Origin of the sequence: Aromatoleum diolicum (assembly GCF_012910955.1) — a bacterium.
Lineage (GTDB): Bacteria > Pseudomonadota > Gammaproteobacteria > Burkholderiales > Rhodocyclaceae > Aromatoleum > Aromatoleum diolicum.
Window position 1 is genome coordinate 1 of the sequence record NZ_WTVQ01000017.1, and the last position, 26,918, is coordinate 26,918.

18 protein-coding genes are annotated in these 26,918 nt (G+C 67.1%); 11 read left to right on the plus strand and 7 right to left on the minus strand.

Annotation, left to right across the window (positions count from 1 at the left end; all coding sequences use genetic code 11):
- A partial coding sequence (locus GPA25_RS24210; protein ID WP_169260521.1) for an Ig-like domain-containing protein occupies positions 1-1,711 on the plus strand: 1,711 nt, incomplete at its 5' end.
- Positions 1,712-1,777: 66 nt separating this feature from the next.
- Here the strand turns inward: GPA25_RS24210 and GPA25_RS11455 are convergent.
- The 6 genes from GPA25_RS11455 to argS form a co-directional block, all read right to left on the minus strand.
- The gene (locus GPA25_RS11455) at positions 1,778-6,598 is read right to left on the minus strand and encodes an NAD-glutamate dehydrogenase (protein ID WP_169260522.1); all 4,821 of its coding nucleotides are present in this window, start codon (positions 6,596-6,598) and stop codon (positions 1,778-1,780) included.
- Positions 6,599-6,740: 142 nt separating this feature from the next.
- The gene (locus tag GPA25_RS11460) at positions 6,741-7,652 is read right to left on the minus strand and encodes a DMT family transporter (RefSeq protein ID WP_169260523.1); all 912 of its coding nucleotides are present in this window, start codon (positions 7,650-7,652) and stop codon (positions 6,741-6,743) included.
- 12 nt (positions 7,653-7,664) lie between these two features.
- Positions 7,665-8,480, minus strand: coding sequence for an SDR family oxidoreductase (locus GPA25_RS11465; RefSeq protein ID WP_343034907.1), 816 nt, complete (start codon positions 8,478-8,480; stop codon positions 7,665-7,667).
- A 95-nt stretch (positions 8,481-8,575) separates the two neighbouring features.
- Positions 8,576-9,220: a thiol:disulfide interchange protein DsbA/DsbL gene (locus GPA25_RS11470; RefSeq protein ID WP_169260524.1), complete on the minus strand. Its 645-nt coding sequence runs from the start codon at positions 9,218-9,220 to the stop codon at positions 8,576-8,578.
- Positions 9,221-9,295: 75 nt separating this feature from the next.
- Positions 9,296-9,889: an SPOR domain-containing protein gene (locus GPA25_RS11475; RefSeq protein WP_169260525.1), complete on the minus strand. Its 594-nt coding sequence runs from the start codon at positions 9,887-9,889 to the stop codon at positions 9,296-9,298.
- 15 nt (positions 9,890-9,904) lie between these two features.
- Positions 9,905-11,668 (minus strand): arginine--tRNA ligase, encoded by a 1,764-nt coding sequence (gene argS, locus GPA25_RS11480; RefSeq protein ID WP_169260526.1) that lies wholly within the window; start codon positions 11,666-11,668, stop codon positions 9,905-9,907.
- A 145-nt stretch (positions 11,669-11,813) separates the two neighbouring features.
- On the opposite strand from argS, the gene ubiB reads away from it, so the two are divergent.
- From ubiB to GPA25_RS11530, 10 genes are all read left to right on the plus strand, one after another.
- Complete coding sequence (ubiB, locus tag GPA25_RS11485) at positions 11,814-13,343, plus strand: ubiquinone biosynthesis regulatory protein kinase UbiB (protein ID WP_169260527.1); 1,530 nt, start codon at positions 11,814-11,816, stop codon at positions 13,341-13,343.
- 90 nt (positions 13,344-13,433) lie between these two features.
- Positions 13,434-15,590: an ornithine--oxo-acid transaminase gene (rocD, locus tag GPA25_RS24215; protein ID WP_169260528.1), complete on the plus strand. Its 2,157-nt coding sequence runs from the start codon at positions 13,434-13,436 to the stop codon at positions 15,588-15,590.
- Between the two features lie 168 nt (positions 15,591-15,758).
- A complete protein-coding gene (locus GPA25_RS11495; RefSeq protein ID WP_169260529.1) occupies positions 15,759-17,225 on the plus strand; it encodes a high affinity choline transporter 1 in 1,467 nt (488 codons plus the stop codon).
- Between the two features lie 345 nt (positions 17,226-17,570).
- On the plus strand, positions 17,571-18,047 hold the full coding sequence (gene hcrC, locus GPA25_RS11500) for a 4-hydroxybenzoyl-CoA reductase subunit gamma (RefSeq protein WP_169260530.1): 477 nt from the start codon (positions 17,571-17,573) through the stop codon (positions 18,045-18,047).
- On the plus strand, positions 18,044-20,434 hold the full coding sequence (hcrA, locus tag GPA25_RS11505; RefSeq protein ID WP_169260531.1) for a 4-hydroxybenzoyl-CoA reductase subunit alpha: 2,391 nt from the start codon (positions 18,044-18,046) through the stop codon (positions 20,432-20,434). Before hcrC ends, hcrA begins: the two co-directional genes overlap by 4 nt.
- Positions 20,434-21,414 carry a 4-hydroxybenzoyl-CoA reductase subunit beta gene (gene hcrB / locus GPA25_RS11510; RefSeq protein WP_169260532.1) on the plus strand — a complete coding sequence of 327 codons (981 nt, stop codon included), beginning with the start codon at positions 20,434-20,436 and terminating at the stop codon, positions 21,412-21,414. The genes hcrA and hcrB overlap by 1 nt, the downstream gene beginning before the upstream one ends.
- Position 21,415: 1 nt before the next feature.
- Entirely contained in the window at positions 21,416-22,411 is a 996-nt protein-coding gene (locus GPA25_RS11515) for an XdhC family protein (protein ID WP_169260533.1), read from the plus strand.
- Positions 22,412-22,619: 208 nt separating this feature from the next.
- Positions 22,620-24,275, plus strand: coding sequence for a sensor histidine kinase (locus GPA25_RS11520; protein ID WP_169260534.1), 1,656 nt, complete (start codon positions 22,620-22,622; stop codon positions 24,273-24,275).
- Positions 24,272-24,937 (plus strand): response regulator, encoded by a 666-nt coding sequence (locus GPA25_RS11525; protein WP_169260535.1) that lies wholly within the window; start codon positions 24,272-24,274, stop codon positions 24,935-24,937. Before GPA25_RS11520 ends, GPA25_RS11525 begins: the two co-directional genes overlap by 4 nt.
- Positions 24,938-25,120: 183 nt before the next feature.
- Positions 25,121-25,567 (plus strand): hypothetical protein, encoded by a 447-nt coding sequence (locus GPA25_RS11530; protein ID WP_169260536.1) that lies wholly within the window; start codon positions 25,121-25,123, stop codon positions 25,565-25,567.
- Positions 25,568-25,645: 78 nt separating this feature from the next.
- Here GPA25_RS11530 and GPA25_RS11535 read toward each other — a convergent pair whose 3' ends face one another.
- Entirely contained in the window at positions 25,646-26,749 is a 1,104-nt protein-coding gene (locus GPA25_RS11535) for a substrate-binding domain-containing protein (RefSeq protein WP_169260537.1), read from the minus strand.
- Positions 26,750-26,918: the final 169 nt, after the last annotated feature.

Genomic DNA, 26,918 nt, shown 5'->3' on the forward strand with positions numbered 1-26,918 from the left:
TACCGCGCTCAGCGACACCGACTCCAGCTCGCAGGTGACCTTCACCTTCAGCGAAGCGCCGGTCGGCTTCACCGCGGGCGACATCGTCGCCGTCGGCGGCACCGTCACCAACCTGCAGGCCACCGCCGATTCGCTGGTCTACACCGCGATCTTCACGGCAACCGACGGCTTCGCCGGCACCGCCAGCGTGAGTGTGGCCAATGACCTCTATACCGATGCCGCGGGCAACCTCGGCTCGGGCGGCAGCGACACCGTGCCGGTCGATCGCAGCAACCCGACGCTGACCGTCAACATCGTCGATACCGCGCTCAGCGACACCGACACCAGCTCGCAGGTGACCTTCACCTTCAGCGAAGCGCCGGTCGGCTTCACCGCGGGCGACATCGTCGCCGTCGGCGGCACCGTCACCAACCTGCAGGCGACCGCCGATCCGCTGGTCTACACCGCGACCTTCACGACCGATGGAACCTTCACCGGTACGGCCAGCGTGAGCGTAGCCAATGACCTCTACACCGATGCCACTGGCAACCTCGGCTCGGGTGGCAGCGACACGGTGCAGGTGACGATACCTCCGGTCATTTACGATGGCTCGGACTGGCAGGTCCAGAACGGCGCCATCCAGCCAAAGGGGCAAGGCAGCATCACCTTCACCGCTGGGGCATCGATCCACTTTGACTTCCATGTCAAGGATGGCGACGCAGTGCTTGCGCTGGACGCGGCCAGCAAGTTCTTCGCCAAGACGGGCATGACGGCGTCGATCGACAAGATCTTCAACGATGCCAATGAGACCGTGTACCGCGTAACGCTGACCAACACGACCGCTCAGCAGATCTCGATCGGCAACAGTGAGCAACTGGGGCTCGTCTGGAGCAACGTCAACAATGTTGCCAATGACGTCTCGCTCATCAACTCGGACGAGTACGTACTGCTGAACAACGACGGTGCGTCGATCAAGGTGGCGACATCGGCGTTTGCCGGCACCACCACCGTGAGTGGCGACCAGGACTATATCTGGCTGTCGAGCAGCAAGACCGGCCAGGAATTCGTGAAGGCGCCGATTTCCACCGGCGAGGTCGGCGACACGGTCGCGGGCAGCGGCGGGGACGACATTATTTACGGCAACCCCGGAGCGAACATCGCAGGGCTATCCAACGACAACCTTGCGGGTGGCGACGGCAACGACCTGATCGATGGCCGGTCGGGCAACGACATCCTGGATGGCGGCGCCGGCAATGACCACGTCCTTGGCGGATACGGCAACGACGCGCTGCTGGGCGGCACAGGCAACGACATGCTCTGGGGTGACGCGGGTAACGATACCCTGTCCGGAGGTGCCGGCAACGACATCCTCCACGGCGGATTGGGCGCCGACACCTTCAAGTGGACGCTTGCCGATGCCAGCTCCGTGGATGTCCCAACTGACGTGATCAAGGACTTCGACGCAGCCGCGTTTGGTTCGGGTGGCGACCGGCTGGATCTGAAAGATCTGCTGGAAGGCACGTCCGCAACAAACGAGAGCTTGGGCAATTACCTGGACTTCAGCTTCGACAGCGGCACGAACTCCACGACCATCGCCGTGCACTCCGGCGGCACCGGCGCACCGGTCGATCAAGTCATTGTGCTGGAGAACGTGAATCTCGCCGGCAGCTTTGCTGACGATGCGGCCATCATTTCCGACCTCTTAAGCAAGGGCAAACTCATCACCGACTGAGGTCCTTGCGAACCACCCGGCAGCTCGTCTCGCCGGGTGGTTTTTTCCTTTCAGCGGCCCCCCGCCTCACGCCATCCCGCGCAGCTCCCGCAGCAGCACCGACAGCATCGACATTTCGATGCTCGACGCCGATTTCACGTCGGCGAGCAGATGGCGGTAGCGTTCGATGTGCCGCAGATGCGCCGTCTCCCACGCGGCGACCAGCACATCCGGCGTGGCGAGCTCCGGCGACAGTTTCACGACGTCGGCGGCGAGCGCGCGCGCCTGGTTCGACAGGTCTATGCGCAGCGCCCCGCGCGCGAGCGCCTGCCAGCGCGTGTCGGCCGGCAGGGCCGAAATGTGCGCACCGAGCCAGTACAGGTCGAGGTGACCGCCAAGGGTGAAATACACCGCCGCGACGGTCGCTTCGGGACGCCCGCTGTCCGCTGCGACTTCGACGAGGTCAAGCGCGGAGTACAGCTCATCGAGCGAGGCGACGCGCCGGGCGAGTTCGTCGGGCACGCCGCGCTCGACATAGCGCCCGGCCATCGCGTCGAGTTCGGCGCGATAGTCGTCCGACACCAGTTCGTGCAGATCCGCCGACAGCGCCGCGACACCGGGCGAGAAGTAGGCGCGCGTCGCCTGCAGATCGGTGAGCCATTCGCGGTGGCGCAGGAACCAGAGCGTGCCGCGCTGCACGAGGCGACCGCAGTCGAGGATCATCGCGGTCTGCACGGCGTCCTCGACGAGGTTGTCGAGGGCCTCGATCGCGCGCCAGGTGGGCACCAGCCCGAACACCTCGCGCGTCGCCATGTAGGCGCGCACGATGTCCGGTGCCGACGCGCCGACTTCACCCTGCAGGCGGCTGACGAAACTCGGGCCGACGCGGTTGATCATGCTGTTGACGACGTGCGTGGAGATGATTTCGCGGCGCAGCGGATGTCGGGCGATCTGCGTCGCAAAGCGCTCGCGCAGCGGCTGCGGGAAGTAGCGCGACAGCGCAGTGCTGATGTAGGGGTCTTCCGGCACGTCCGAGGCAAGCACCTCGTCGTACAGTTCGATCTTGCTGTAGGCGAGCAGCACGGCGAGTTCCGGCGCAACCAAACCCATGCGTGCCGCGGCGCGGTCGGCGATCTCGTCGTCCATCGGCAGGAATTCGAGCTTGCGGTTGAGGCGCCCGGCAATGCTCAGGCGGCGGATGAAGTCTCCCTGCTCGTCGAGCAGGGTCGCCCCACGCGAGCACGTCACCGACAGCACCTGCGTCTGCGCGTAGTTGTCACGCAGCACCAGCGCGGCGACTTCGTCGGTCATCTCGACCAGCAGTGCATCGCGCTGCTTGCCGGTAAGCTCGCCTTCGATCACGACGCTGTTGAGCAGGATCTTGATGTTGACCTCGTGATCCGAACAATCGACGCCGCCGGAGTTGTCGATCGCATCGGTGTAGAGCTTGCCGCCCTTGAGCGCGAACTCGATGCGCCCGAGCTGGGTCATGCCGAGGTTGCCGCCCTCGCCGATGACGCGGCAGTGCAGTTCGGCGCCATTGACCCGCACCGCGTCGTTGGCACGGTCGCCGACTGCGGCGTCGGTCTCGCTCGCCGCCTTGACGTAGGTGCCGATGCCGCCGTTGTAGAGCAGATCGACCGGGGCGCGCAGGATCATGCGGATCAGATCGGACGGCGCCAAGGCTTCGGCATCGATGGCCAGCACTTCGCGCATTTGCGGCGACAGCGTGATCGACTTGGCGCTGCGCGGCCATACGCCACCGCCTGCCGAGATCAGGCTTTTGTCGTAGTCGCCCCAGGACGAGCGCGGCAACGCGAACAGGCGCGCGCGCTCGGCAAACGAAGTCTCCGGATCGGGATCCGGGTCGATGAACACGTGGCGGTGGTCGAACGCGGCGACCAGGCGGATCTGCCGCGACTGCAGCATGCCGTTGCCGAACACGTCGCCGGACATGTCGCCGATGCCGACGACTGTGAAAGGCTGCTCCTGCGTATTGAGTCCGAGTTCGCGGAAATGGCGCTTGACCGACTCCCATGCGCCGCGCGCGGTAATGGCCATCTTCTTGTGGTCGTAGCCGGCCGAACCGCCCGACGCGAATGCGTCGCCGAGCCAGAAGCCGTATTCGGCGGCGACCGCGTTGGCGTAGTCGGAGAAGCTCGCCGTGCCCTTGTCGGCAGCGACCACCAGATAGGGGTCGTCTGCGTCGTGGCGCACGACGTCGGGCGGCGGCACGACCTGCCCCTGCACAAGATTGTCGGTGAGATCGAGCAGCCCGCGCAGGTACAGGCGGTAGCACGCGATGCCCTCGGCGAGCACCGCCTCGCGGTCGCCGCCGACCGGGGGATTCTTGACGACGAAGCCACCCTTCGAGCCGACCGGCACGATCACCGCGTTCTTGACGATCTGCGCCTTCACCAGCCCGAGGATCTCGGTGCGGAAGTCCTCCATGCGGTCGGACCAGCGCAGGCCGCCACGCGCGACCTTGCCGCCGCGCAGGTGCACGCCCTCGAAGCGCGGCGCATAGACGAAGATCTCGAACATCGGCAGCGGCTGCGGCAGGTTCGGAATGCGCTTCGGATCAAACTTGAACGACAGGTAGGGTTTCAGTTCGTCGTCCGCGCCGCGCTGGTAGTAGTTGGTGCGCAGCGTCGCACGCACCATCGCGAGGAATTGCCGCAGGATGCGGTCCTCGTCGAGGTTGGCGACATTGTTGAGCGCGTCGTCGATGCCGGCGAGCAACGCGGGCGCATGGCGCTCGCGGGCACTCTCGCGCGCCGGATCGAAGCGCAGCGCGAACAGTTCGATCAGTTGCCGCGCGAGCCGCGGATAGGCCGCCAGCGTCTGCTCCATGTAGGCCTGGCTGAACGTGAATGCCGCCTGCTTCATGTGCTTCGCGTAGGCGCGCAACACCGTGATCTCGCGCCAGGTCAGGCCTGCGAGCAGGGTCAGGCGGTTGAAATCGTCGCTTTCGATCTGGCCGCGCCATGCGCGCAGGAAGGCCTCGTGGAACAAGGGCCGCAGCCTGTCGATGTCGAGTTCCTCGGCGCCCGGATAGGCCAACCCGAAGTCGTGGATCCACACGTTGCGCCCGTCCTGGCGCTCGATCTGCGACGGGCGCTCGTCGATCACTTTCACGCCCATGCGTTCGAGCATCGGCAGGCTCTGCGACAGCGGCACCGGCGCGCCCGTGCGGTAGATCTTGAAATTGAGCCGCCCCGGCGGCGCCTCGAGCGGGATGTAGAGGCTCATCGCCAGCCCGTCGTCGTCGATCGACTCCATCTGCTCGATGTCGAACACCGCCACGCGCGGCGAATATTCCTCGCGGTAGCCGGCGGGGAAGCCCGTGCCATAGCAACGCAGCAAGGCCATGCCGCGCTCCTCGCCGCAATGCTCGAGCAGCACACGCTGCAGTTCGTCCTCCCAGCGCCGCGTCGCACGCACCAGGCGCTGTTCCAGCTCATACACCTCGAACGGCGGGATCACCGAGTCGCGCGTGCGCACGATGATCAGGATGCGCGCCAGCGCCGACTCGGAAAACTGCACGTCGAAGTCCGAGCTGCTGCCGTTGAAAGCTTCCATCAACACCGCCTGCATGCGCAGCCGCTGGTCGGTGTTGTAGTGTTCGCGCGGCACGTAGATCAGGCAGGAGACGAAGCGCGCGAACGGATCGCAGCGTACGAACAGGCGCGTGCGCTGACGCTCGCCGAGCCGCAGGATGCCCATGGCCTGGGGGTAGAGTTCCTCGGTCTCGATCTGGAACAGCTCGTCGCGCGGATAACGTTCGAGTATCGTCAGCAGCGCCTTCGCGGCATGGCTCTTGGGCATCAGGCCGGCGCGCTCGATCACCGCATTGACCTTGCGACGCAGGAAGGGGATCAGCTTCGGGCTGGTGCTGTAGGCCGTGGACGCGAGCAAGCCGATGACGCGCCGCTCGCCGCACACGTGGCCGCTGGCGTCGAAGCTCTTGATGCTGAAACGATCGATGTAGCCGCCGCGATGCACGGTCGAACGCGTGTTCGACTTCGTCACCGTCAGCAGGATCGGCAGGTTCGGCAGCGTCGTCTTGAGTTGCGCGGGCAGCGCACCGAAGGAGCGCGACAACCCCTCGCCCGCCTTCTCCCGGAGCAGGCCGAGCCCGGAACCGGTGCGAATGCGCAGTTCGGGCTCGCTCTCGGTCGCGGTCAGCTCGTAATCGCGGCAGCCGAGCAGGACGAGGTTGTCGTCCATCAGCCACTTCAGGAAAGCCGCGGTCTCGGCCGTTTCCTCGGCGGGCACGGGCAGCGGATTCTGTTCGATCTCGCGCGTGATGTCCGCCATGCGCTGCTGCATCGCCGGCCAGTCGGTGACCGCCGCGCGCACGTCGGCGAGCACGCCCTCGAGGCCGCAGCGCAGCGCTTCGAGATCGGTCGCCTCGGTGCGCCGGTCGACCTCGACATGGATGATCGACTCATAGTGCCCCTGCTGCGCGTCGGCCCCTTCGGCAAGCTTCAGGTACTGGCCGGCGTCGTCGCGCACGATGCGCATCACGGGATGGATGATCAGATGCAGCGTCAACCCCTGGCGATTGACCTCCATGGTGATCGAGTCAACCAGGAAGGGCATGTCGTCATTGACGATTTCGACCACCGTATGGGTCGACTCCCAGCCATGCTCCTCGAGTTTCGGGTTGTACACCCGCACGCGCGTGCCGCCGCGATGCTTGCGGCTGAAGTGCCAGTGGCTGAGCACCGCACCATACAGATCCTCGACCGAACGATCGGCGAGATCCTCCGGGGCCACCTGACCGAACCAGCGCCGCGCAAACGGCGCGACCAGGGCGACCTGATCTGCGGGCAAACGGGTTTCGATCTGCTCCAGAACCGCTTCACTACTCGCGGCACCGCTTTCCGAATGGCGTGACTGCATCGCTGTCTCCCGCTTATCGGGGGCCGCGCCGCGACAGGTCATGCAGCCGGACATCGCCGCCCCACATTATTCGGATAACCATACGCGGATCGCGTGCGACGGGGAAGAGGCGGCGTTGCTGAAGCGGAAACCGCAAGCCGGATCAGCGTGCGGCGACGACGACGGCGCCGGAACGATTGGCCAGAAAGACCCCCGATACCACCATCGCGCCGCCGACGAGACTCGCCAGCACCGGGCGTTCGCCGAGGAAAATCACCGAGAAGATCACCGCGAACACCGGCACCAGATTGGTGAACAGCGTCGCGCGCGCCGGGCCGATCGCGGCAACCGCCTGGTTGTACCAGACAAAGGCGAGCGCGGTGCCGCACACGCCGAGGTAGGCCATCGCCAGCCACGACGCGCTGTCCGGCCAGCTCACCGCGCCCCCGGCGAGTTCCGCCAGCGCCGGCACCGCCAGCATCAGCGTGCCCCACAAGGTCGACCAGGTCGTGGCCGCCGTCGCCGACAGGCCCTCGAGCGCGCGTTTGCCGATGATGGTGTAGGCGACCCACGCCACCACGGCGAGGAAGATCCACAGCTCGCCGAGCCCCACCGCGCCGCTGAACGCGGCGGCCACGTCGCCGTGCGTGATCACCAGCGCCACGCCCGCCAGCGAGATCGCCACGCCGACAAAGCGCATCGCGCTCCAGCGCTCGCGCATCAACACGCGCATCACCAACATCGTCATGATCGGCGACAGCGCGACGATCAGCGCCGCGCGCGATGCCGGGATGAGCGCGAGGCCGGCGAAGAAGAAGGCGTTATAGGCGAACACGCCGGTCGCCCCGAGCAGCAGCGTCGCCACCACCTGGCGCCGCGCGAGCCGCGGGAAATTGCCCGTGGCGACCGCGAACACCAGCAGCGGCAGCAGCGCCGCGACGAAACGTCCGGTCGCGGCGAGGAAATGCGGCATGTGCTGCGCGAGATGGCGACCGGCAATGAACGCCCCGCCCCAGAACGCCGTGGTCAGCACCAGCTTGAAATAGCCGCCGAAGGAATGCGCGCCTGCGCTCATCCGCGGCGCGCGCTACAAGGGCAGATCGCGCGGCTTGCGGCCGGCGCGGGCGAACAGCGCATCGAACACCGGGTTCGGCAGCGCCCGCAGCACGCTTGCGACCAGGCCCATCTGCCACGGCACCACGGCATACCCGCGGCCCGCATCGATCACCTTCGCCATCCGGCGCGCGGCATCGTCGGGCTGCAGCATGAAGGGCATCGGGTACGGGTTGCCGGCGGTCATCGGCGTGGCGATGTAGCCCGGCGCCAGCGTGACGACGCGCACGCCGCTGCCGTGCATTTCCACCCGCAGGCTTTCCAGATAGGCAATCGCCGCCGCCTTCGACGCACTGTAAGCGCCTGCGCCGGGCAGGCCGCGGATGCCGGCGACCGAGGCGATCCCGACCAGACGGCCGGAACCACGCCCACGCATCGCCTCGACGAAAGGCTGGAAGCTCGCGACCATGCCATTCACGTTGGTGCGCAGTACGCGCTCGAAGGCGTGAAGATCCTCGGCGCATTCGGTCAGCGTTCCGACCGACACGCCGGCATTGGCGATGACGATGTCGGGCACGCCGAAATGGTCGATATAGGTCCTGGCGGCCAGCGCCAGCGCCGCGGCGTCACCGACGTCGGCCGGCAGGGCCAGATGCCGGCCGGGCAGCGCGGCCGACAGGGCGGCCAACGCGTCGCCGCGCCGCGCCACCAGCCCGAGACTGGCGCCACGCTGTGCATAGTGACGCGCGAAGGCCTGCCCCAGGCCGCTCGACGCGCCAGTCAGAAAAACACGAAGTCCGGCCGGAGCCGGACTTGTGCGGGACGCAGCGGCGTCGGATCGGTGCGTCACGTATGCATCGCTTGAGTCATGACTTGCGAAGGCGGAATCCGGCAGGAGCGGCTGAAACCGCTCCTACACGGCCATCTGCATCGCAACCGTGGCGATCAGGACTTGCCCTTTTCCGAACGCGAACGCGCGATCAGTTCGGTCACCGTCTTGAGCATCGCCTCGTGACTGCCGGCGGTACTCGCCGACACCATGAAGCGGCCGTCGACCGCCATCAAGGGCACGCCGCTGACGCGGTAGGCCGCGGCAATCTGGTTGGCACGCTGCACGCGCGACTGCACGCCGAAGGACTTGTAGGTCTCGGTGAAGCGCTTCGCGTCGGTGACGCTGCCGATCCAGTCGAACAGCACGTCTTCCTTGTGCAGCTGGCGCTTCTGCTCGTGGATCGCGGCGAACACCGCCGGTCCGTGCTTGCCTGCCTCGCCCATCGCCTCGAGCGTGTAATAAATGCGCGCAAGCGTGGTCCATTCGGCACGGTTGAAGGTGATCGGCACCTTGATGAAATGAACGTCCGCCGGCAGGGCCTTGCTCCAGGTGTTCAGCAGCGGCTCGAAATCATTGCAGTGCGGGCAACCGTAGGAAAAGAACTCGATCACTTCCACCTTGCCGGGAAGCTCGGTCGGCACCTTGGCGCCGAGCGTCTGGAAGGGCTGGGCACCGGCACGCTGGGCATAGGCCGCGCCGCCGAGGGCCGCGAAGGCGACCAGGGCGGACAATTGCTTGAGTGCGACACGACGATTCATTCATTGCTCCCGAGTTGATGACAGGGTCTCAGACGGCAAACGCTGGCGGATGTTCCCGCAATCGCGTCCGCATATTCAGTTTGTTGCCGGCGATGCGGAATTGGCTTTCACCACCGAGGCGGTGAAACCGGCTTCGGCCAGCCGCGCACGCACCGGGTTCATGTCTTCCGGCTTGCCGAACGGGCCGACGCGCACGCGATGCATTGTCCGGCCATCGGGCAGTTGCGCGCGTTGGGCGCTCGCTTCGATGCCATTGAGCGCAAGCTTGGCCTTGAGGTTGTCGGCTTCGGCCGGATTTTCGAAGGCACCGATCTGCAGGTACAGCTTTTCGGCCTTCGCAGGCGCGGCCACCGGCGTGGCAGGCTTGCTCTCGGTCGGTGCGCCGTCGCCCTGGGGCAGAATCTTGTAGAACTCGAAGTCCGGCTTCACCACCGGACGATCACCGGGTTTGCCCGGCAGCGAGGCCGGTTGGTCTGCCGCAGGCGCGCGCGACGCGGTCGGAGCCGCCGCCGGGGGCGCCTGGAACGGCGAATTGCGGGTGAAATACCAGGCGGCTCCGGCCGCGAACACGGCCCCGAGCACCAGGCCGATGAAGATGCCGACGATGACGCCGCCGCGGCTCTTTGCCGGCTGGCGGGTCTTCGGGCGGGGCTTGCGGTCACGGCTCACTAACTTCTCCGGAAATTACATCGACTGCGGCGCGGATACGCCGAGCAGCGCCAGCCCGGAAACCAGCACCTGACGCACGGCCGCAGCGAGTGCCAGACGCGCGAGACGCAGCGCGGCATCATCGACCAGCATGCGTTCGGCGTTGTACCAGCTGTGGAATTCGCCGGCGAGATCCTTCAGGTAGAAGGCGATCTGGTGCGGCGCGTAGTCGGCGGCGGCGTTCTGCACGAGCTCGGGGAAGCTGCCGAGACGGGCGCACAGCGCCAGTTCGCGCTCATTCTCCAGGCACGCGAGATCGGCGGCGCCCAGTTCGGCGAGGTCGCCGCCCCATTGCTGCAGCACCGAACACACGCGGGCGTGAGCGTATTGCACGTAATAGACCGGGTTCTCGTTGCTCTGGCTCTTCGCCAGATCGAGGTCGAAGTCCAGATGCTGATCGCTCTTCCTCAGCACGTAGAAGAAGCGGCACGCATCGTTGCCCACCTCGCGGCGCAGTTCGCGCAGCGTGACGAATTCGCCCGAGCGCGTCGACATCGCGGCCTTCTGGCCGTTGCGGTACAGCACCGCGAACTGCACCAGCGCCACCTCGAGCTTCTCCGGCGGCAGGCCGAGCGCGGCGAGCGCACCCTTCACGCGCGGGATGTAGCCGTGGTGGTCGGCGCCCCAGATGTCGATGATGCGATCGAAGCCGCGCTCGTACTTGTTCAGGTGGTAGGCGATGTCGGACGCAAAGTACGTATACAGGCCGTTCTCGCGCTGCACCACGCGGTCCTTCTCGTCGCCGAAAGCGGTCGAGCGGAACCACTTGGCGCCGTCCTGCACGTAGATGTGGCCGTGCTTTTCGAGCTGCGCCACCGCGCGCTCGACCAGCCCGGTGTCGAACAGGCTCTTCTCCGAGAACCACTTGTCGAAATGCACGCCGAACTCTTCGAGGTCCTCGCGCCCGTCGCCAAGCTGCTCGTTCAGCGCGAAGCCATGCACCCAGTGGTAGTCCTCGCCGAGCAGGCGCTTGGCGTTGGCAATCAGCACGTCGAGATGCTCCTCGCGCTGCTGCTTGGCCTCGTCGTCCTTGCGCTCGACCGCCGGCAGGCCGGGAGCGCCGTCGAGGAGCTGCACCGCGGTGAATTTGGCGAAGCGGTCCTGGTGGCCCTCGCGCATCTCGCGCGCCATGTTGATGACGTAGTCCCCCTGATAGGCGTTGGGCGGAAACGCGATCTCGATGTTGAAGAAGGCGAGGTAGCGCAGCCAGGTCGACAGCGCGAGGATGTCCATCTGCCGACCGGCATCGTTGATGTAGTACTCGCGCGTCACGTCGTGCCCGGCGAAGTCGAGCACCGACGCCAGCGACGCGCCGTAGGCCGCACCGCGGCCGTGGCCGACATGCAGCGGACCGGTCGGGTTGGCCGAGACGAACTCGAGCTGCACCTTCTGGCCGCTGCGCGCACCGCGGCCGAAGTCGCCGGCGCGTGCCAGCACCTCACTGACAACGCCGGTCTTGGCGCCGGCCGCGAGAGTGAAGTTGATGAAGCCGGCACCGGCAATTTCGGTCGCGGCGACCATCTTCGACGCGGGCAGTTCGGCCATCAGCATCGTCGCGAGATCGCGCGGACTGCGGCGCAGCGGCTTGGCAAGCTGCAGCGCGAGATTGGTCGCGAAGTCGCCATGTCCGGCCTGTTTCGGGCGTTCGAGATGGATCGGGGTATCGGTCAGGTCGGGCGCCACGCTCTTCAGCGCAGTACGCAACAGCTCGGCAAGATGGACTTTCGGATCGGCGCTCATGGCACTCGGGATTGCGGAAAAGGGCTGAATTATAGCGGATCGGCCTCATCAGACCGGTGCTGCATCGCACAGTGCACGGAATCTCGGCTTTCACCGGGCAGCCTTTCGGGCTAAAGTCCGCGCTTTGCCTCTTCCGCCTCGTCCCGTGCGCCTGTTCCGCCTCGCCAAGATCGTCACCGTGGGCCTTCGCTTCGGCCTTGACCAGATGGTGCTCGACGCCGATTCGAGCGGCCGCCTGCTGCGCGTCTGGCACGCCGTGTTCTTCTGGCGCCATCCCAAGGAGCCGCGCGGCATGCGGCTGCGCCAGGCGCTGGAGTCGCTCGGCCCGATCTTCGTCAAGTTCGGCCAGATGCTGTCGACGCGCCGCGATCTGCTGCCGCCGGACCTTGCCGACGAACTCGCGCTGCTGCAGGACCGCGTGCCGCCCTTCCCCACCGAGCAGGCGCTGGCGGTGCTGGAAGGTTTCTACCGCAAGCCGGTCGACGACGTGTTCGTCAATTTCGAACGCACGCCGGTCGCTTCCGCCTCGGTCGCGCAGGTGCATTTCGCCGAACTGCCGGACGGCACCGAAGTCGCGGTGAAGATCCTGCGCCCGGGCATCGAGCGCGTCATCGAACACGATCTCGCCCTGCTCGAAACCGCGGCGATCCTGCTCGACAAGCTGTGGGTCGAAGGCCGGCGCCTGAAGCCGCGCGAAGTGGTGGCGGAGTTCAGCAAGTACCTGCACGACGAGCTCGACCTGATGCGCGAGGCGGCGAACTGCTCGCAGCTGCGGCGCAACTTCACCGATTCGAAGCTGCTGCAGGTGCCCGAAGTGTATTGGGACTGGTGCGGCAAGTCGGTGATGGTGATGGAGCGCATGCACGGCGTGCCGATCTCGCAGATCGAGGCGCTGAAGGCGCAGGGCACGGACCTGTCGCAGCTGTCGCGCGCCGGCGTCGAAATCTTCTTCACGCAGGTGTTCCGCGACGGTTTCTTCCACGCCGACATGCACCCCGGCAATATCTTCGTGCATGCCGACGGACGCTACATCGCGCTCGATTTCGGCATCGTCGGCACGCTCACCGAAGTCGACAAGAACTACCTGGCGCAGAACTTCCTCGCCTTCTTCAAGCGCGATTACAACCGCGTCGCGCGCGCCCATATCGAAGCCGGCTGGGTGCCGGCCAACACCCGCGTCGATGAATTCGAAGGCGCGATCCGCGCGGTGTGCGAACCGATCTTCGACCGTCCGCTGAAGGACATCTCCTTCGGCAAGACGCTGCTGCGCCTGTTCCAGACCGCGCGCCGCTTCGAGATGGAAGTGCAGCCGCAGCTCGTGCTGCTGCAGAAGACGCTGCTCAACATCGAGGGTCTCGGGCGCCAGCTCGACCCGGACCTCGACCTGTGGAAGACCGCCAAGCCTTTCCTCGAACGCTGGATGGACGAGCAGATGGGCTGGCGCGGGCTGCTGCGCGGCATCAAGGAAGAAGCCCCGACGTGGGCCGCGACACTGCCGCAACTGCCGCGCCTGGTGCATCAGACACTCACCGACACGGCGCACCAGCAGACCGCGCAGCGCGAGGAGCTGGCCCGTCTGGCCGCGAACCAGCAGCGTCAGGACCGCGTGCTCCGACTGGTCGGGGTGCTGCTGGCGGCCATGGTCGGGATCGAGCTGTACCGCATGTTCGGTTGACCCGCGCCTGAACGTTTTTTGCGGGCGGATATCGAACGCTTAAGCGCTTCGACTATTCGTCCGCAGCCTCTGCGGGCAGGGAGGATGGTCATGACTCACTCGGCCCCGCTTCATGTCCCGGCACATGGAGCCGCGCGCACCGACGTGCGCATCATCGGCGTCGCTTCGGCGCTCGGCGCCCCCGCTGCGGGCCCCGACGCCGGCCCCGCCGCGCTCGAACACGGCGAACTGCTGCATCGACTGCGCGGCCTCGGCATTGCCGCAAGCTGGCACGAAACCGTGACGCCCCTGCAGGTGCCGCACGCCGGGGCGCCGATGCATGAACGCCTGGCCGCCGTCGGCGATGTCGCGCAGCGCGTGGCCGATCATCTCACCGCGCTGGCGCCCGAGGCTTTTCCCTTCATCATCGGCGGTGACCACGCGGTCGGCATCGGCACCTGGCGCGGCGTGGCGAGCCGCGTCGCGGCGCGCGGCGAACTCGGCCTGATCTGGATCGACGCGCATCTGGACAGCCACACCGACCACAGCACCCATTCCGGCAATATCCACGGCATGCCGCTGGCGGCACTACTCGGCGAAGGCAACCCGGCCCTGACCGGGGTGAGCGGCCCGCCGCTGAATCCCGCCAACGTCTGCATCATCGGCGCACGCGCCTGGGAGCCGGAAGAACGGGAGCGTCTGCAGCGCCTCGGGCTGCGCATCTTCGACATGGCCGAAGTCCGCGAACGCGGCATGGCGGCGGTGTTCTGCGACGCGCTGAGCGTGGTGCGCCGGTGCAGCGTGGCCTTCGGTGTCAGCATCGACCTCGACGCGCTCGACCCGCAGGACTTCCCCGCCACCACCTGCCCGGAAGCGGACGGCATCGCGCCGGAGGATCTGTGCAACGCACTGCTTGCGCTGCGCGCCTGCGGCGACTTTGTCGCGCTGGAAATCGTCGAATACCTGCCGCATCTCGACCCCGCCGGCACGGGCGCCGCGTGGGTCGCGAACCTTGCCGGCGCGGCGCTGGGGCCGGGCACCTATCCCTTGCGGGCGAAGGAACGCCACTTCGGCGCGCACAACTACGCACCACTGCCGGTCGTGTTCCATCGCGGCCAGGGCGTGTGGCTGTGGGATGTCGAAGGCCGGCGTTACCTCGACATGATGAGCGCCTATTCGGCGGTCAGCTTCGGCCACGCCCACCCGCGCCTGCTGCGCGCGCTGAACGACCAGGCGCAGCGGCTTGCGCTGACCTCGCGTGCGTATTCCAACGACCGCCTGCCGCTGCTGCTGGAGCGTCTGAGCGGACTGTTCGGCTACGATCGCGTGCTGCCGGTGAATACCGGACTCGAAGCGGTCGAGACGGCCCTCAAGGCGGCGCGCAAATGGGCCTACAAGATCAAGGGTGTGGCCGGCGAAAAGGCCGAAATCATCGCCTGCGAAGGCAATTTCCACGGCCGCTCGATCACCATCGTCGGCATGTCGTCGGAAGCGCAGTACCGCGACGGCTTCGGCCCCTTCCCGGCAGGCTTCAAGCGCGTACCGTATGGCGACACCGCGGCGCTGGAAGCGGCGATCACGCCGGACACCGCGGCCTTTCTGGTCGAAGCGATCCAGGGTGAAGGCGGCATCATCGTGCCACCGGCCGGTTACCTCGCGCGTTGCGCCGAGATCTGCCGGCGCCACAACGTCCTGTTGATCGTCGACGAGATCCAGACCGGCCTCGGGCGCACCGGGCGGCTACTCGCCTGCGACCACGACGGCGTGCATCCGGACGGGCTGATCCTCGGCAAGGCGCTCGGCGGGGGGCTGCTGCCGGTGTCGGCCTTCCTCGCCGACGCGGCGGTAATGGACGTCTTCCACCCCGGCGACCACGGCTCGACTTTCGGCGGTAATCCGCTCAGTGCCGCGGTGGCGCTGGAAGTGCTCGACCTGCTGGAAGAAACCCGTCCGTGGGAGCGTGCCGCACGCCTCGGCGAGCGCCTGATGAAGAAACTAAGCGAAGCGCACCTGCCCTGCATACGTGCGGTACGCGGCCGCGGCCTGCTGATCGGGGTCGAACTCGATCCCGCGGTGCTGCACGCAAGCACCGCCGCCGAACTGCTGCTCGCGCACGGCATCGCCACCAAGGACACGCACCACACGGTGATCCGTTTCGCGCCGCCGCTGGTGATCACCGAGGCGGAGCTCGACCACGCCGCCGATGTCGTCATCGACACGCTCGGCGCCGCCTGCCGACGCCACGCGAGCGGGCCGCTGCAGCCCTGAGGCGCACGCCAGTTGCCGCACCGCGGCACGCCCGCAATGCCGCACCACAAAGGTGCGTCAACACCATGCCGCGCGCGGGGTTCACGCTCCCCGCGCGGCGGCATTCATTGCTAAACTTCGCCCCCTGAATTCACTCCACCCAACGCGCTCCCGCGGAAAGGCCCAAGCATGTTGATCGGCTTCGTCATCGCTTATCTTCTCGTCTCGATCGGCGTCGGCCTGTACGCCGCCACCAAGGTCAAGACCACTACCGACTACGTGGCGGCCGGTCGCCACTTGCCGCTGTACATCGTTACCGCCACGGTGTTCGCGACCTGGTTCGGCTCGGAGACGGTGCTCGGCATCTCCGCGACCTTCATCGACGAAGGCCTGCGCGGCCTGTGGTCCGACCCCTTCGGCGCATCGCTGTGCCTGATCCTTGTCGGCCTGTTCTTTGCACGTCCGCTGTACCGCATGAACCTGCTGACGCTGGGCGACTATTACCGCACGCGCTACGGTCGCACCGTCGAAGTGCTGTGCTCGCTCGCGATCGTGATCTCCTACCTCGGCTGGGTCGCAGCCCAGATCACCGCATTGGGCCTGGTGTTCAATATACTCACCGATGGCGCGATCTCGAACGAGGCCGGCATGATGATCGGCGCCGCGGTGGTGCTCATCTACACGCTGTTCGGCGGCATGTGGTCGGTGGCGCTGACCGACTTCATGCAGATGATCGTCATCATCATCGGCCTGTTCTACATCGCCTGGCTGGTCGGCGACATGGCCGGCGGCGTCGGCATGGTGTTGAATCATGCCAGCGAGGCCGGGAAATTCAACTTCCTGCCCGCATTCGAGGCCAAGGACATCATCGCATTCCTTGCCGGCATCCTGACCATGGGCTTCGGCTCGATTCCCCAGCAGGACGTATTCCAGCGGCTGAACTCCGCGCGCAACGAAAAGATTGCCGTGCGCGGGACCCTGCTCGGCGGCTCGGGCTACTTCGTCTTCGCCTTCGTGCCCCTGTTCATCGCCTACTCGGCCGCACTGATCGACCCCGAACTGGTCGCGGAGTACCAGGACAGCGACAGCCAACAGATCCTGCCACAGCTCATCCTCACGCACACGCCGCTGTTCGCGCAGGTGATGTTCTTCGGCGCACTGCTGTCGGCAATCATGAGCACCGCGTCCGGCACGCTGCTGGCGCCTTCGGTGACTTTCTCCGAGAACATCCTGCGCGGCACCTTCCCCAGGATGAAGGACCACAGCTTCCTGTGGCTTACGCGCAGCGTCGTCGTTGCCTTCGCGCTGTTGATCACCTGGTATGCGATGAACACCGAAGAGAGCATCCACGGCATGGTCGAAAACGCTTACAAGGTCACCCTCGCGACCGCCTTCGTGCCGCTTGCCTTTGGCCTGTACTGGAAGCGCGCGAGCACGCAGGGCGCGCTGGCGTCGATCCTGCTCGGACTGGTCGTGTGGGTGCTGCTCGAGATCGTCGCACCCGAAGCCGACGTGCCGCCCCACTTCGCCGGCATGCTGGCCGGCATCATCGGCATGCTGGCCGGCTCGCTGCTGCCACAGACGCTGGTGAAGCCGGTGCACGGCCACGTCGCGAGCCATCTGCAGACTTCGCATCACGGCCACGCGGGGCACTGAACACTGCAAGGCGCACTCGCGCCCGGGAACCCCGCGCTCCGCCCCGCCTGCCCGACAGCCGGGGCGTTTTTTTCGCGACCAGAAATCCATGCGCGCCCGGCGGGCAAAAACCGCCGTGATTTGTTGCAGCAACGGGCCTGCGGCGCGTCGGCGCGCACGCGTCAATCGCGCTTGAGTCATGACGTTTCGCCCCGCCGGGCGATTATGGCGTATGCACTGACATTCATATTTCCCAACACCTCGAACGGTGCTAGCATCGCTTCACGTTAAATTGTTTGACGTCAAACTATGTTGGCGGATCGACCTTGCCGGCCATGGCAGCGGCGATCCACAAGAGGAGGCGATGTGAAGACCCTGCTGAGACTTTCGGTGAATGGCCGGCTGCGCGAAGACGCGGTCGCCGAGAATGCGCTGTTGCTCGACTACCTGCGCGACACACTGGGCCTGACCGGCACCAAACAGGGCTGCGACGGCGGCGAGTGCGGCGCGTGTACGGTCCTCGTCGACGGCCAGCCGCGGCTCGCGTGCAGCACGCTGGCGCACAGCGTCGCCGGGCGCCGCATCGAGACGATCGAGGGCCTGAGCACCGAGGGCAACCTGTCGCGGCTGCAACGCGCCTTCCACGAGCACCTGGGTAGCCAGTGCGGCTTCTGCACCCCCGGCATGATCATGGCGGCCGAGGCGCTGCTGCGGCGCAATCCGCAGCCCTCGCGCGACGAGATCCGCGCCGCGCTCGCCGGCAACCTGTGCCGCTGCACCGGCTACGTGAAGATCGTCGAGTCGGTCGAGGCGGCGGCAGCTTGCGACGAGGTGTCGGCATGAACGCCCCGGACCGCCCCCTGCCGCGCCTTGAACGAACCACCGGCGAGCCGCGCGGCGTCGGTGCCCGCCTGCCCCTGGTCGATGGGGTCGAGAAGGTCACCGGCGCGGCCCGCTACACCGCCGACCTTCCGGCCGTCGGCGCGCTGGTCGGGAAGATCCTGCGCAGCGCCTGGGCGCACGCCGAGCTCCTCGAAATCGATATCAGCGAGGCGCAGAAGCTGCCGGGCGTGCGCGCAGTGATCACCGGCGACGCGTGCGACATGCCCTACGGCGTGATCCCCATCGCGCAGAACGAATTTCCGCTCGCGCGTGGCCGCGTGCGCTACCACGGCGACCCGATCGCCGCGGTCGCGGCGGTGGACGAAGCGACCGCCGACGCGGCCCTCGCGCTGATCCGCGTGAAAGTACGCGAACTGCCCGCCTATTTCAGCGCGTCAGACGCGCGCAAGCCCGACGCGATGCTGCTGCACGACAACAAGCCGGGCAACATCGAGCGCGAGGTGCATAACGAGTTCGGCGACGTCGCAGCGGGCTTTGCAGCCGCCGATCTGGTCCGGGAGGAAAGCTACGAATGCGCCGAAGTCCATCACGCGATGATGGAGCCGAACGCGGCGCTCGCGACTTGGGACACCGAGCGCGGCCACCTGACGCTGTGGTCGGTGACGCAGGTCCCGTATTATGTACATCTGACGCTCGCGCGCTGCATGAGGATGGAAGCGGCGCATATCCGTGTCATCAAGCCCTACGTCGGCGGCGGCTTCGGCCACCGCGTCGAAGCCCTCAATTTCGAGATCATCTGCGCCCTGCTCGCCCGCGCTGCGCGCGGCACGGTGCGCCTGCTGCAGACGCGCGAGGAAGCCTTCCTCACGCACCGGGGCCGCCCCGAGACCCACATTCGCATGAAGCTGGGCCTGACGCGCGACGGCCGCCTCACTGCCTGTCAGACCGAGATGGTGCAGCGCGGCGGCGCTTACGGCGGCTACGGGCTCGTGACGATCCTCTACGCCGGCGCACTGCTCAACGGGCTGTACGACCTTCCGGCAGTGAAATACGACGGCTATCGCGTGTATTCGAACACCCCGGCCTGCGGGGCGATGCGCGGCCACGGCACGGTCAATGCACGCTTCGCGTTCGAATCGCTACTCGACACGATGGCCGCCGAACTCGGCCTCGATCCGATCGAAGTCCGCCGCAAGAACCTGCTCAAGGCGCCGACCGACACGATCAACGGCCTGAAAGTGATGAGTTACGGTCTGCCCGAGTGTATCGACTGGGTCGAACAGGCGAGCGGCTGGCGCGAGCGGCGCGGCAAGCTCGCCGGCGATGGTCCGATCAAGCGCGGCCTCGGCGTCGCGTGTTCGCACTTCGTCAGCGGTTCGGCAAAACCGGTGCATTGGTCGGGCGAACCGCACGCGGTGATCGTGCTGAAGGTCGACTTCGACGCCAGCGTGACGATCCTGACCGGCGCCTCCGACATCGGCCAGGGCTCCTCGACGATCATCACGCAGGTCGTCGCCGAGGTGCTGGGCATCGACTACTCGCGCATCCGCCTGATCGCTACCGACTCGGCGATCACGCCGAAGGACAACGGATCGTACTCGTCGCGGGTGACCTTCATGGTCGGCAACGCGGCGCTCGATGCGGCCGAGAACCTCAAGCGCGTGCTCGTCACCGCAGCGGCGAAGCGACTCGAAATCAGCGAGGCCGAGGTCGACTGGCTGGGCGAAGCGGCGGCCGTCGCAGGCGATCCCGCACGCCAGATTCCGTTCGCCGAGGTCGTCGAGGAGGCGCTGGTCGCGACCGGCACGATCACCGCGAAAGGCACCTTCACCTGCCCGCCCGAGTTCCAGGGCGGCAAGCAGCGCGGCGGGGCGGTCGGCTCGACGATGGGCTTCTCCTACGCCGCTCAGGCCGTCGAGGTCAGCGTCGACACCGAACTCGGCAAGGTCACGATCGACAAGGTGTGGGTGGCGATCGACTGCGGCTTCGCGCTCAACCCGATGTCGGTCGAAGGCCAAGTGCAGGGCGCGGTGTGGATGGGCATGGGGCAGGCGCTGTCGGAGGAAACGGTGTACGAGAACGGCCGCCACAAGGCCGCGAACCTGCTCGACTACCGCGTGCCGACGATCGTCGAATCGCCCGACATCGAGGTGCATATCGTCGAGAGCATCGACCCGAACGGCCCGTTCGGCGCCAAGGAGGCGAGCGAAGGCCCGCTGTCGGGCTTCATGTCGGCGCTCGCCGCGGCGGTCGAGGACGCCACCGGCACGCGCATCCGGGCGCTGCCCTTCACCCCTGACCGCGTGTTCAACGCACTCAACCGCAAACCCCGCGTCGGCACCGCTGCGCCGGCGAATATGGCCACAACGGCGAAAGGAGAAGCATGATGGGTGCCCTGTCCGAATTCCGTCTGCTGAGTCCGGCGAGCGCCGCCGAGGCGGTGCGCCTGCGCGGCGCGCACCCGGCGAGCCGCTTCATCGCCGGCGGCACCGATCTGCTGCCGAACATGCGCCGCGGCCTTGTCGGCGCCGAAGTCGTCATTGACCTGGCCGGCATCGGCGAAATGCGCGAAGTGCAGCACACGGGCGACGTCCTGCGCATCGGTGCCCGCGTCACGCTCGCAACCCTCGCCGCCGACGCCACCGTGCTTGCCCGCCTGCCCGCGCTCGCCCAGGCCGCGCTGGCGGTCGCCGGGCCGACGCACCGCAACGCGGCGACGCTCGGCGGCAACCTGTGCCTCGAGACGCGCTGCCAGTATTTCAACCAGAGTGAGCATTGGCGCCAGGCCAACCAGTACTGCATGAAGCTCGCTGGCGACGTCTGCCGCGTCGCGCCGAAGTCGAGCCGCTGCTACGCGGCCTTCAGCGGCGACGTCGCGCCGGCACTGCTGGCGCTCGGCGCCGACGTCGAGATCCTCGGCCCGCAGGGCGTCCGCCGCCTGCCGCTCGCGGAGTTCTATGTCGATGACGGTATGCGCTGGCTCGCGCTCGGGCCCGACGAACTGCTGCTGGCAGTAACGATGCCGCTCGCCAATGGCTGGGTCAGCACCTACGAGAAGCTGCGCGTGCGCGGCGCGATCGACTTTCCGCTGACCGGTGTCGCAGTCGCCTTGCGGCGCGACGGCGACACAATCGGCGAACTGCGCATCGCCTGCACCGGCGTGTCGTCGCGCCCGGAATTCATCGCGGGCCTCGACGAACTCGCCGGCAAGCCGCTCGACGATGCGGCCTTGGCTACAGCGGAACGCCACATCAAGCGCGGCATCCAGCCGATGGAAACGACGCTCGTGAGCGTGCCCTACCGTCGCCGCGCGACGCCGGTGCTCGCCAAGCGCCTGGTGCGCCGGCTGTGGGACGAAGGGAGCTGACATGGACAGCGTCAATCTCGAAGTACTGCGTCAGGCGGTCGCGTGGTCTGCGGCCGGCGTGCCGGTCACGCTCGCGACGGTCGTACGGACCTGGGGTTCGTCGCCGCGCCCCGAAGGCGCGCTGCTCGCGATCGCCGGCGACGGTCGCCTCGTCGGCTCGGTGTCCGGCGGCTGCATCGAGGACGACCTGCTCGACCGCCTGCGCAACGAACGCCCCAAGCGGCCCGAGCACGTCACCTACGGCATCACCGCCGAGCAGACGCGCCGCTTCGGCCTGCCCTGCGGCGGCAAGCTTGAATTGGTGCTCGAACCGGTAGGGGCCGACAACCGCCTCGCCGAGGTGCTCGCCGGCATCGAGCGCGGCGAAATGGTCGCGCGCCGCCTCGATCTCGCGAGCGGAGCGGTCGATCTGCTGGCCGATGTTCCCGACAGCGCGGTGGTGTTCGACGGCCGCACGCTGGTGGCGGCTTTCGGCCCGCGCTGGCGCATGCTGATCATCGGCGCCGGCCAGCTGTCGCGCTACCTCGCCGAGTTCGCGCTGGCGCTCGACTACCAGGTGACGATCAGCGAACCGCGCGAGGAGTATCGCGAAAGCTGGGCCGTGCCGGGCGCCAGTGTGACGATCGAGATGCCCGACGACGCGGTGATCGCACTGCGCCCCGACCGCCGCACCGTGATCATCGGCGCGACGCACGACCCCAAGCTCGACGACCTCGCGCTGATCGACGCACTGAAGACCAACGCCTTCTACATCGGTGCGATCGGCTCGCGCGCGAACAGTGAACGGCGGCGCGAACGGCTGAAACTCTTCGACCTCACCGATGCCGACGTCGACCGCCTGCTCGGCCCGGTCGGCCTGCCGCTGGGCAGCCGCACCCCGCCCGAAATCGCGCTCGCGATCCTCGCCGACGTCACCGCGCGCCGGAACGGCGTGCGTCTGATCGCCGCCGACGCGCGTCCCGAATCGGTCGACGACGCCTGCCCGACACTCGCCTGATCGGAGAGCCCCGAACGTCTCGCCCCCCGGCGACAGCCGGGATGAGGAATTTCTTGATAGCGCAACGCGTGATTGTTGCCAGTCTCGCCCCCAAGCCTCTATGCTGCATAGCAACACAAGCTAAACGCGGCGCGCCCCGTCATGTGGGCCGTCACCACGCCACGCTGCGTGCTTGTATCCAGCACAGTCGTCGAGATGAGGCCCGCACATGGTTGCCGAACCAAGCCGAACCCGCTGTCGCGCCTGCCTGGATTCGGCGTGCCTGGCGCTCCTGTATTTCGCCAGCGCAAAAATCGGTCTGGTCTACGCCGTTGTCGGCGGCGCAATATCGCTGGTCTGGCCGCCCAGCGGGATCGCATTGGTGGCAGTGCTGGCCTTCGGCAAGCGCGTGTCTCCCGGCATCGCCGCGGGCTCGTTTCTGGCCAACGTGTCGGCAGACGTCCCGCTACCGGCTGCGGCGGGCATTGCCACCGGGGCCACACTCGCAGCCCTGGCCGCCGCGCACCTCCTGCAACATCAGGCCCGGTTTCAGATCGCCCTGAATCGCACGCGGGATGTCCTGGCCCTGATCCTGCTCGCCGCCATCCTTGGCACGACCATCAGCGCCTTCGTCGGCGTGACGTCCCTGGTGGCGGGCGGCCTTGTACCACTCCCCGGGTTCGCCTCGGCATGGTTGAAATGGTGGCTGGGAGACATGATCGGCGTGCTCGTCGTGGCCCCGCCGCTGCTGGTCTGGCTCAGCCACCCGCACCCGATCGCATCGACGCGCAAGGCCGTCGAGGCGGCCGGGCTGGTCGCAGCCCTCGGCTGCGTCAGCTACCTGATCTTCGGCGCCCCCGAACTCGCGGGGCACGGCTACTACCCGGCAGCGCTCGCGATCGTGCCCTTCATCATCTGGGCAGCCCTGCGCTTCGATCACTGGGGAGCCAGCCTCGCCATCCTGGCGGTTTCCATCGTGGCGATCTGGGGAACGACCGGGGGAACCGGCCCACTTGCGGCGGACTCGCCGGTCGACAGCCTGGTGCGCTGGAGCACCTTCGTCAATCTGCTGGCTGTCACCGGGCTCCTGCTCGTCGCCTCGCATGCCGAGACACAGCGCGCCCAGACCGAACTCAGAGCGTCGCACGCCGAGCTCGAACGACGCGTCCGGGAACGCACCGCCAGTCTGGCCAGGACGAATGCCGAACTGCGCGAGGAAATGACCGCGCGCAGGCGCCTCGAACGCAAACTGGTGCGGGTCGGCGACGAACAGCTGAAGGCCACCGGCCGGGAATTGCATGACGGACTCGGACAACACCTGACCAGCATCGGACTCTACGGTGCAACCCTGGAGCACAAGCTCAGGGCCCAGGGACATCCGGAGGCCTGCGACGCGGAACGCATCGTGACCCTGGTGAAACAGGCCGTCGCCATGATCCAGGCGATTGCCCGAGGTCTCTACCCGGCCGCCCTGGAATCCGCGGGGCTCGTCGCAGCACTCAGAAATCTGGCGGAGAGCACGCATTCGCTCAAGAAGATCGACTGTGTCCTGCGTAGCGCGCCGGAACTGCAGCTCCGCGATTCGCTCGTCGTCATCAATCTCTATCGGATCGCCCAGGAAGCGATCAACAACGCACTGAAATACAGCCAGGCCCGCCACATCTGGATCGACCTGAGCTGCAGCGATGGCATGCTGACGCTCTCGGTCAGCGATGACGGCATCGGGATCGATCCGGCATCGGCCGACCGCAGCGAGGGGCTGGGACTGCACAACATGCGCCACCGCGCGAACCTGCTCGGGGGGTCGTGCGCCATCGACCGGAATGCGCACGGCGGTACGACGGTCGCCATCAGTTACCCCGTAGCGGAGGCAAGCGCATCATGAACGACGCAATTCCTCCGGCCGCCCGCCGCCGCATCCTGATGGTCGATGACCACCCGATCATCCGCGAGGGCATGGCCAAGTTTCTCAATCTTCAGGACGACCTCGACCTCTGCTACGAAGCCGGCAACGCCCGGGAAGCCCTGGCCACGATGCAGGCGTACAGGCCCGACATGGCGATCGTCGACATGACACTGCAGGGCGACTCGGGACTGGAACTCGTGAAAACGCTGCGCCACCGCTATCCGGAACTGCCGATCCTGGTGATGAGCATGCACGATGAAGGCCTGTTCGCCGAACGCGTGCTGCGCGCCGGCGCCAACGGTTACCTGATGAAGCTCGAGGTCACCGCGCATATCCTCGCGGCCATCCGCCAGGTGCTGGCCGGCAATATCTATCTCAGCGAGGCCATGCACGAGCGCATCGCCCAGCGGCTGGTCGGGCCCAGCAAAGCCCCCAGCGGCCCGATCGCCAGCCTGACCGAGCGCGAGTTCGAAGTCCTGCACCTGATCGGACTCGGCTTCGGCACCCGGCAGATCGCTGAAAAGCTCAGCCGCAGCATCAAGACCATCGAAGCCCACCGCGCCAATCTCAAGGAGAAGCTGCACCTGCCGAACGGCCCCGATCTGGTGCGCTTCGCGGTTCAATGGCTCGACAGCGAATGAGCGAACGGGCATTTCATCTGAATAGGGGATTCCACTAGCGCAAATCAGGGAGCATCCCCGATATGTGAATGTGCTGGCGGCACGTACATTGGCATCGTGCCTGCACGTGAACCGAAGCCGTTATGCGGTGCGTACTCGAAGGCATGGAAGTGACCGGATCACATGCACTGCGAGGATAGCCCCATGAAACTCGAAATGACACTGCTGGCCATTGCGGCCGCAACGGTTGCAACGCTGGCCGGATCAGCGTTTGCCGCCCCGGACAGCGCGCACGGCGCCGGAAGGGCGCGAGCGCCGGGCGCCAACAACGGCGAAGTCCTGGTACTCGTCACCAAGGGCAGCTGCGACGCGGCCGCCCGCGGCACGATCACCGCGACACCCGCCAGGGTCTCCGGCGACAGCGCGCCCGTGCAGAACGTGAAGAGCGCACGGGGCGCGGGGCGGGCTCGCGCGCCCAGCCCTAATGATGCCGGGGCCCGGGCACTCGTCCCGAAGGGCGCCTGCGAGAAAGTCGCCAGCGGCATCGATACCGTCACGCCCGGCAACGTGGCAAGACCGACGAACGGACGGAGCTCAGGAAGAGCGCGAGCGACGAGCATTACGAAATACCTGGCAGCATGGTGGGGATGAAGAAGCACGCCCATAAGCCGTGCCTTCGACACTTTCCGGGGACTGCGGCGGCCTCATTGGCAGGCTGCACCGGTCGTTCTACTTGTACCAGGGCAGCGTGCGCCGCAGCGACACGATCTCGCCCGCGGCTTCGGCGTCGTAGCCCGGCACGGCCGCGGCCTGCCGGCGGAAGGCCGCGCCGCGCAGCGCGGCCAGCACCGCCTGCATCGCCGGCGTTTCCAGCACGTCCTTGATACACACGAGGAAATACTGCTCGTGCGCGAGGGGCACGAAGCCGAGTCCGAAACGATCGGCCGCGGCACGCAGGCCGAAGCCGCAGTTCGCCGCACCGGCGGCGACATTCGCCGCGACCGACAGATGGGTGTGCTCCCCGCTTGCATAGCCGGCGATGTCGGCCGACCAGACGCCCGCGCGCACCAGCAGTTCGTCGAAAATCAGCCGCGTGCCGGAGCCCTGCAGCCGATTGACGAACACGACGCCGGGTCGGGCGAGGTCGTTCAGCGTGCTCAGCCCGAGCGGGTTGCCGGCGGCGACCATCAGGCCCTGCTCGCGGCGCGCGACGCGGATCAGCTTGTGCGTGCCGAGACGCAGTTCGCGCCCGAGCGCGGCATGGATGCGCGAACCGCGCCGGCACAGGTGCTCGTCGTCGAGCGGCAGGTGGATGCCGGCAAGTGCGCAGGCGCCGGCGTTGAGGCGTTCGAGCGCCTGCGTGCTGCCGACGTATTCGACATCGAGCAGCACCCGCGCGTCGCGCAACAGCGCCTCGCGCAGCGCACCAAACAGCAGATCGTGACTGGCGCAGGTCGGCAACAACTGCAGCCCCGGATCGACCGCCAGCAGCAATTCGCGGTCGATCTGGCCGGCGAGGCTCTCGGCCTGCGGCAGCAGGCGCGCGAGGATGCGCTTCTCGGCCCACAGCAGGCGTTCGCCGAAAGCCGACAGCTGCGCCGCGCGCCCCTGGCCGCCAGTGATCAGCGCCTGGCCGAAGGCCGCCTCGTGCCGTTTCAGCTCGCCCCAGAGGTGACGATAGGACAAGTTGAGCTGCGTCGCAGCCTTGCCGATCGAGCCCTGCGCGTGAATCGCATCAAGCATCGCCAGCAGCGGATTCTGCAGCTGCAATGCGCCACCGGGCCGCACATCCGCGGCCCCGGCGACGAAGCGGTAGTCGAGTGTCACGCTCATCCGAAAAGCTTAACCGAAAACGCTGCACGCCCCTCCCGGCGGGGGCGCACAAAAAGCAACACGCATTCTTGCCGCGGCCGATTCGCATGAGGCGGCGCCATCGTCCTGCAGGAGCGACTTCAACCGCGAATCGGCCGCCGTAAGACCGTTCGCGGCTAAAGCCTCTCCC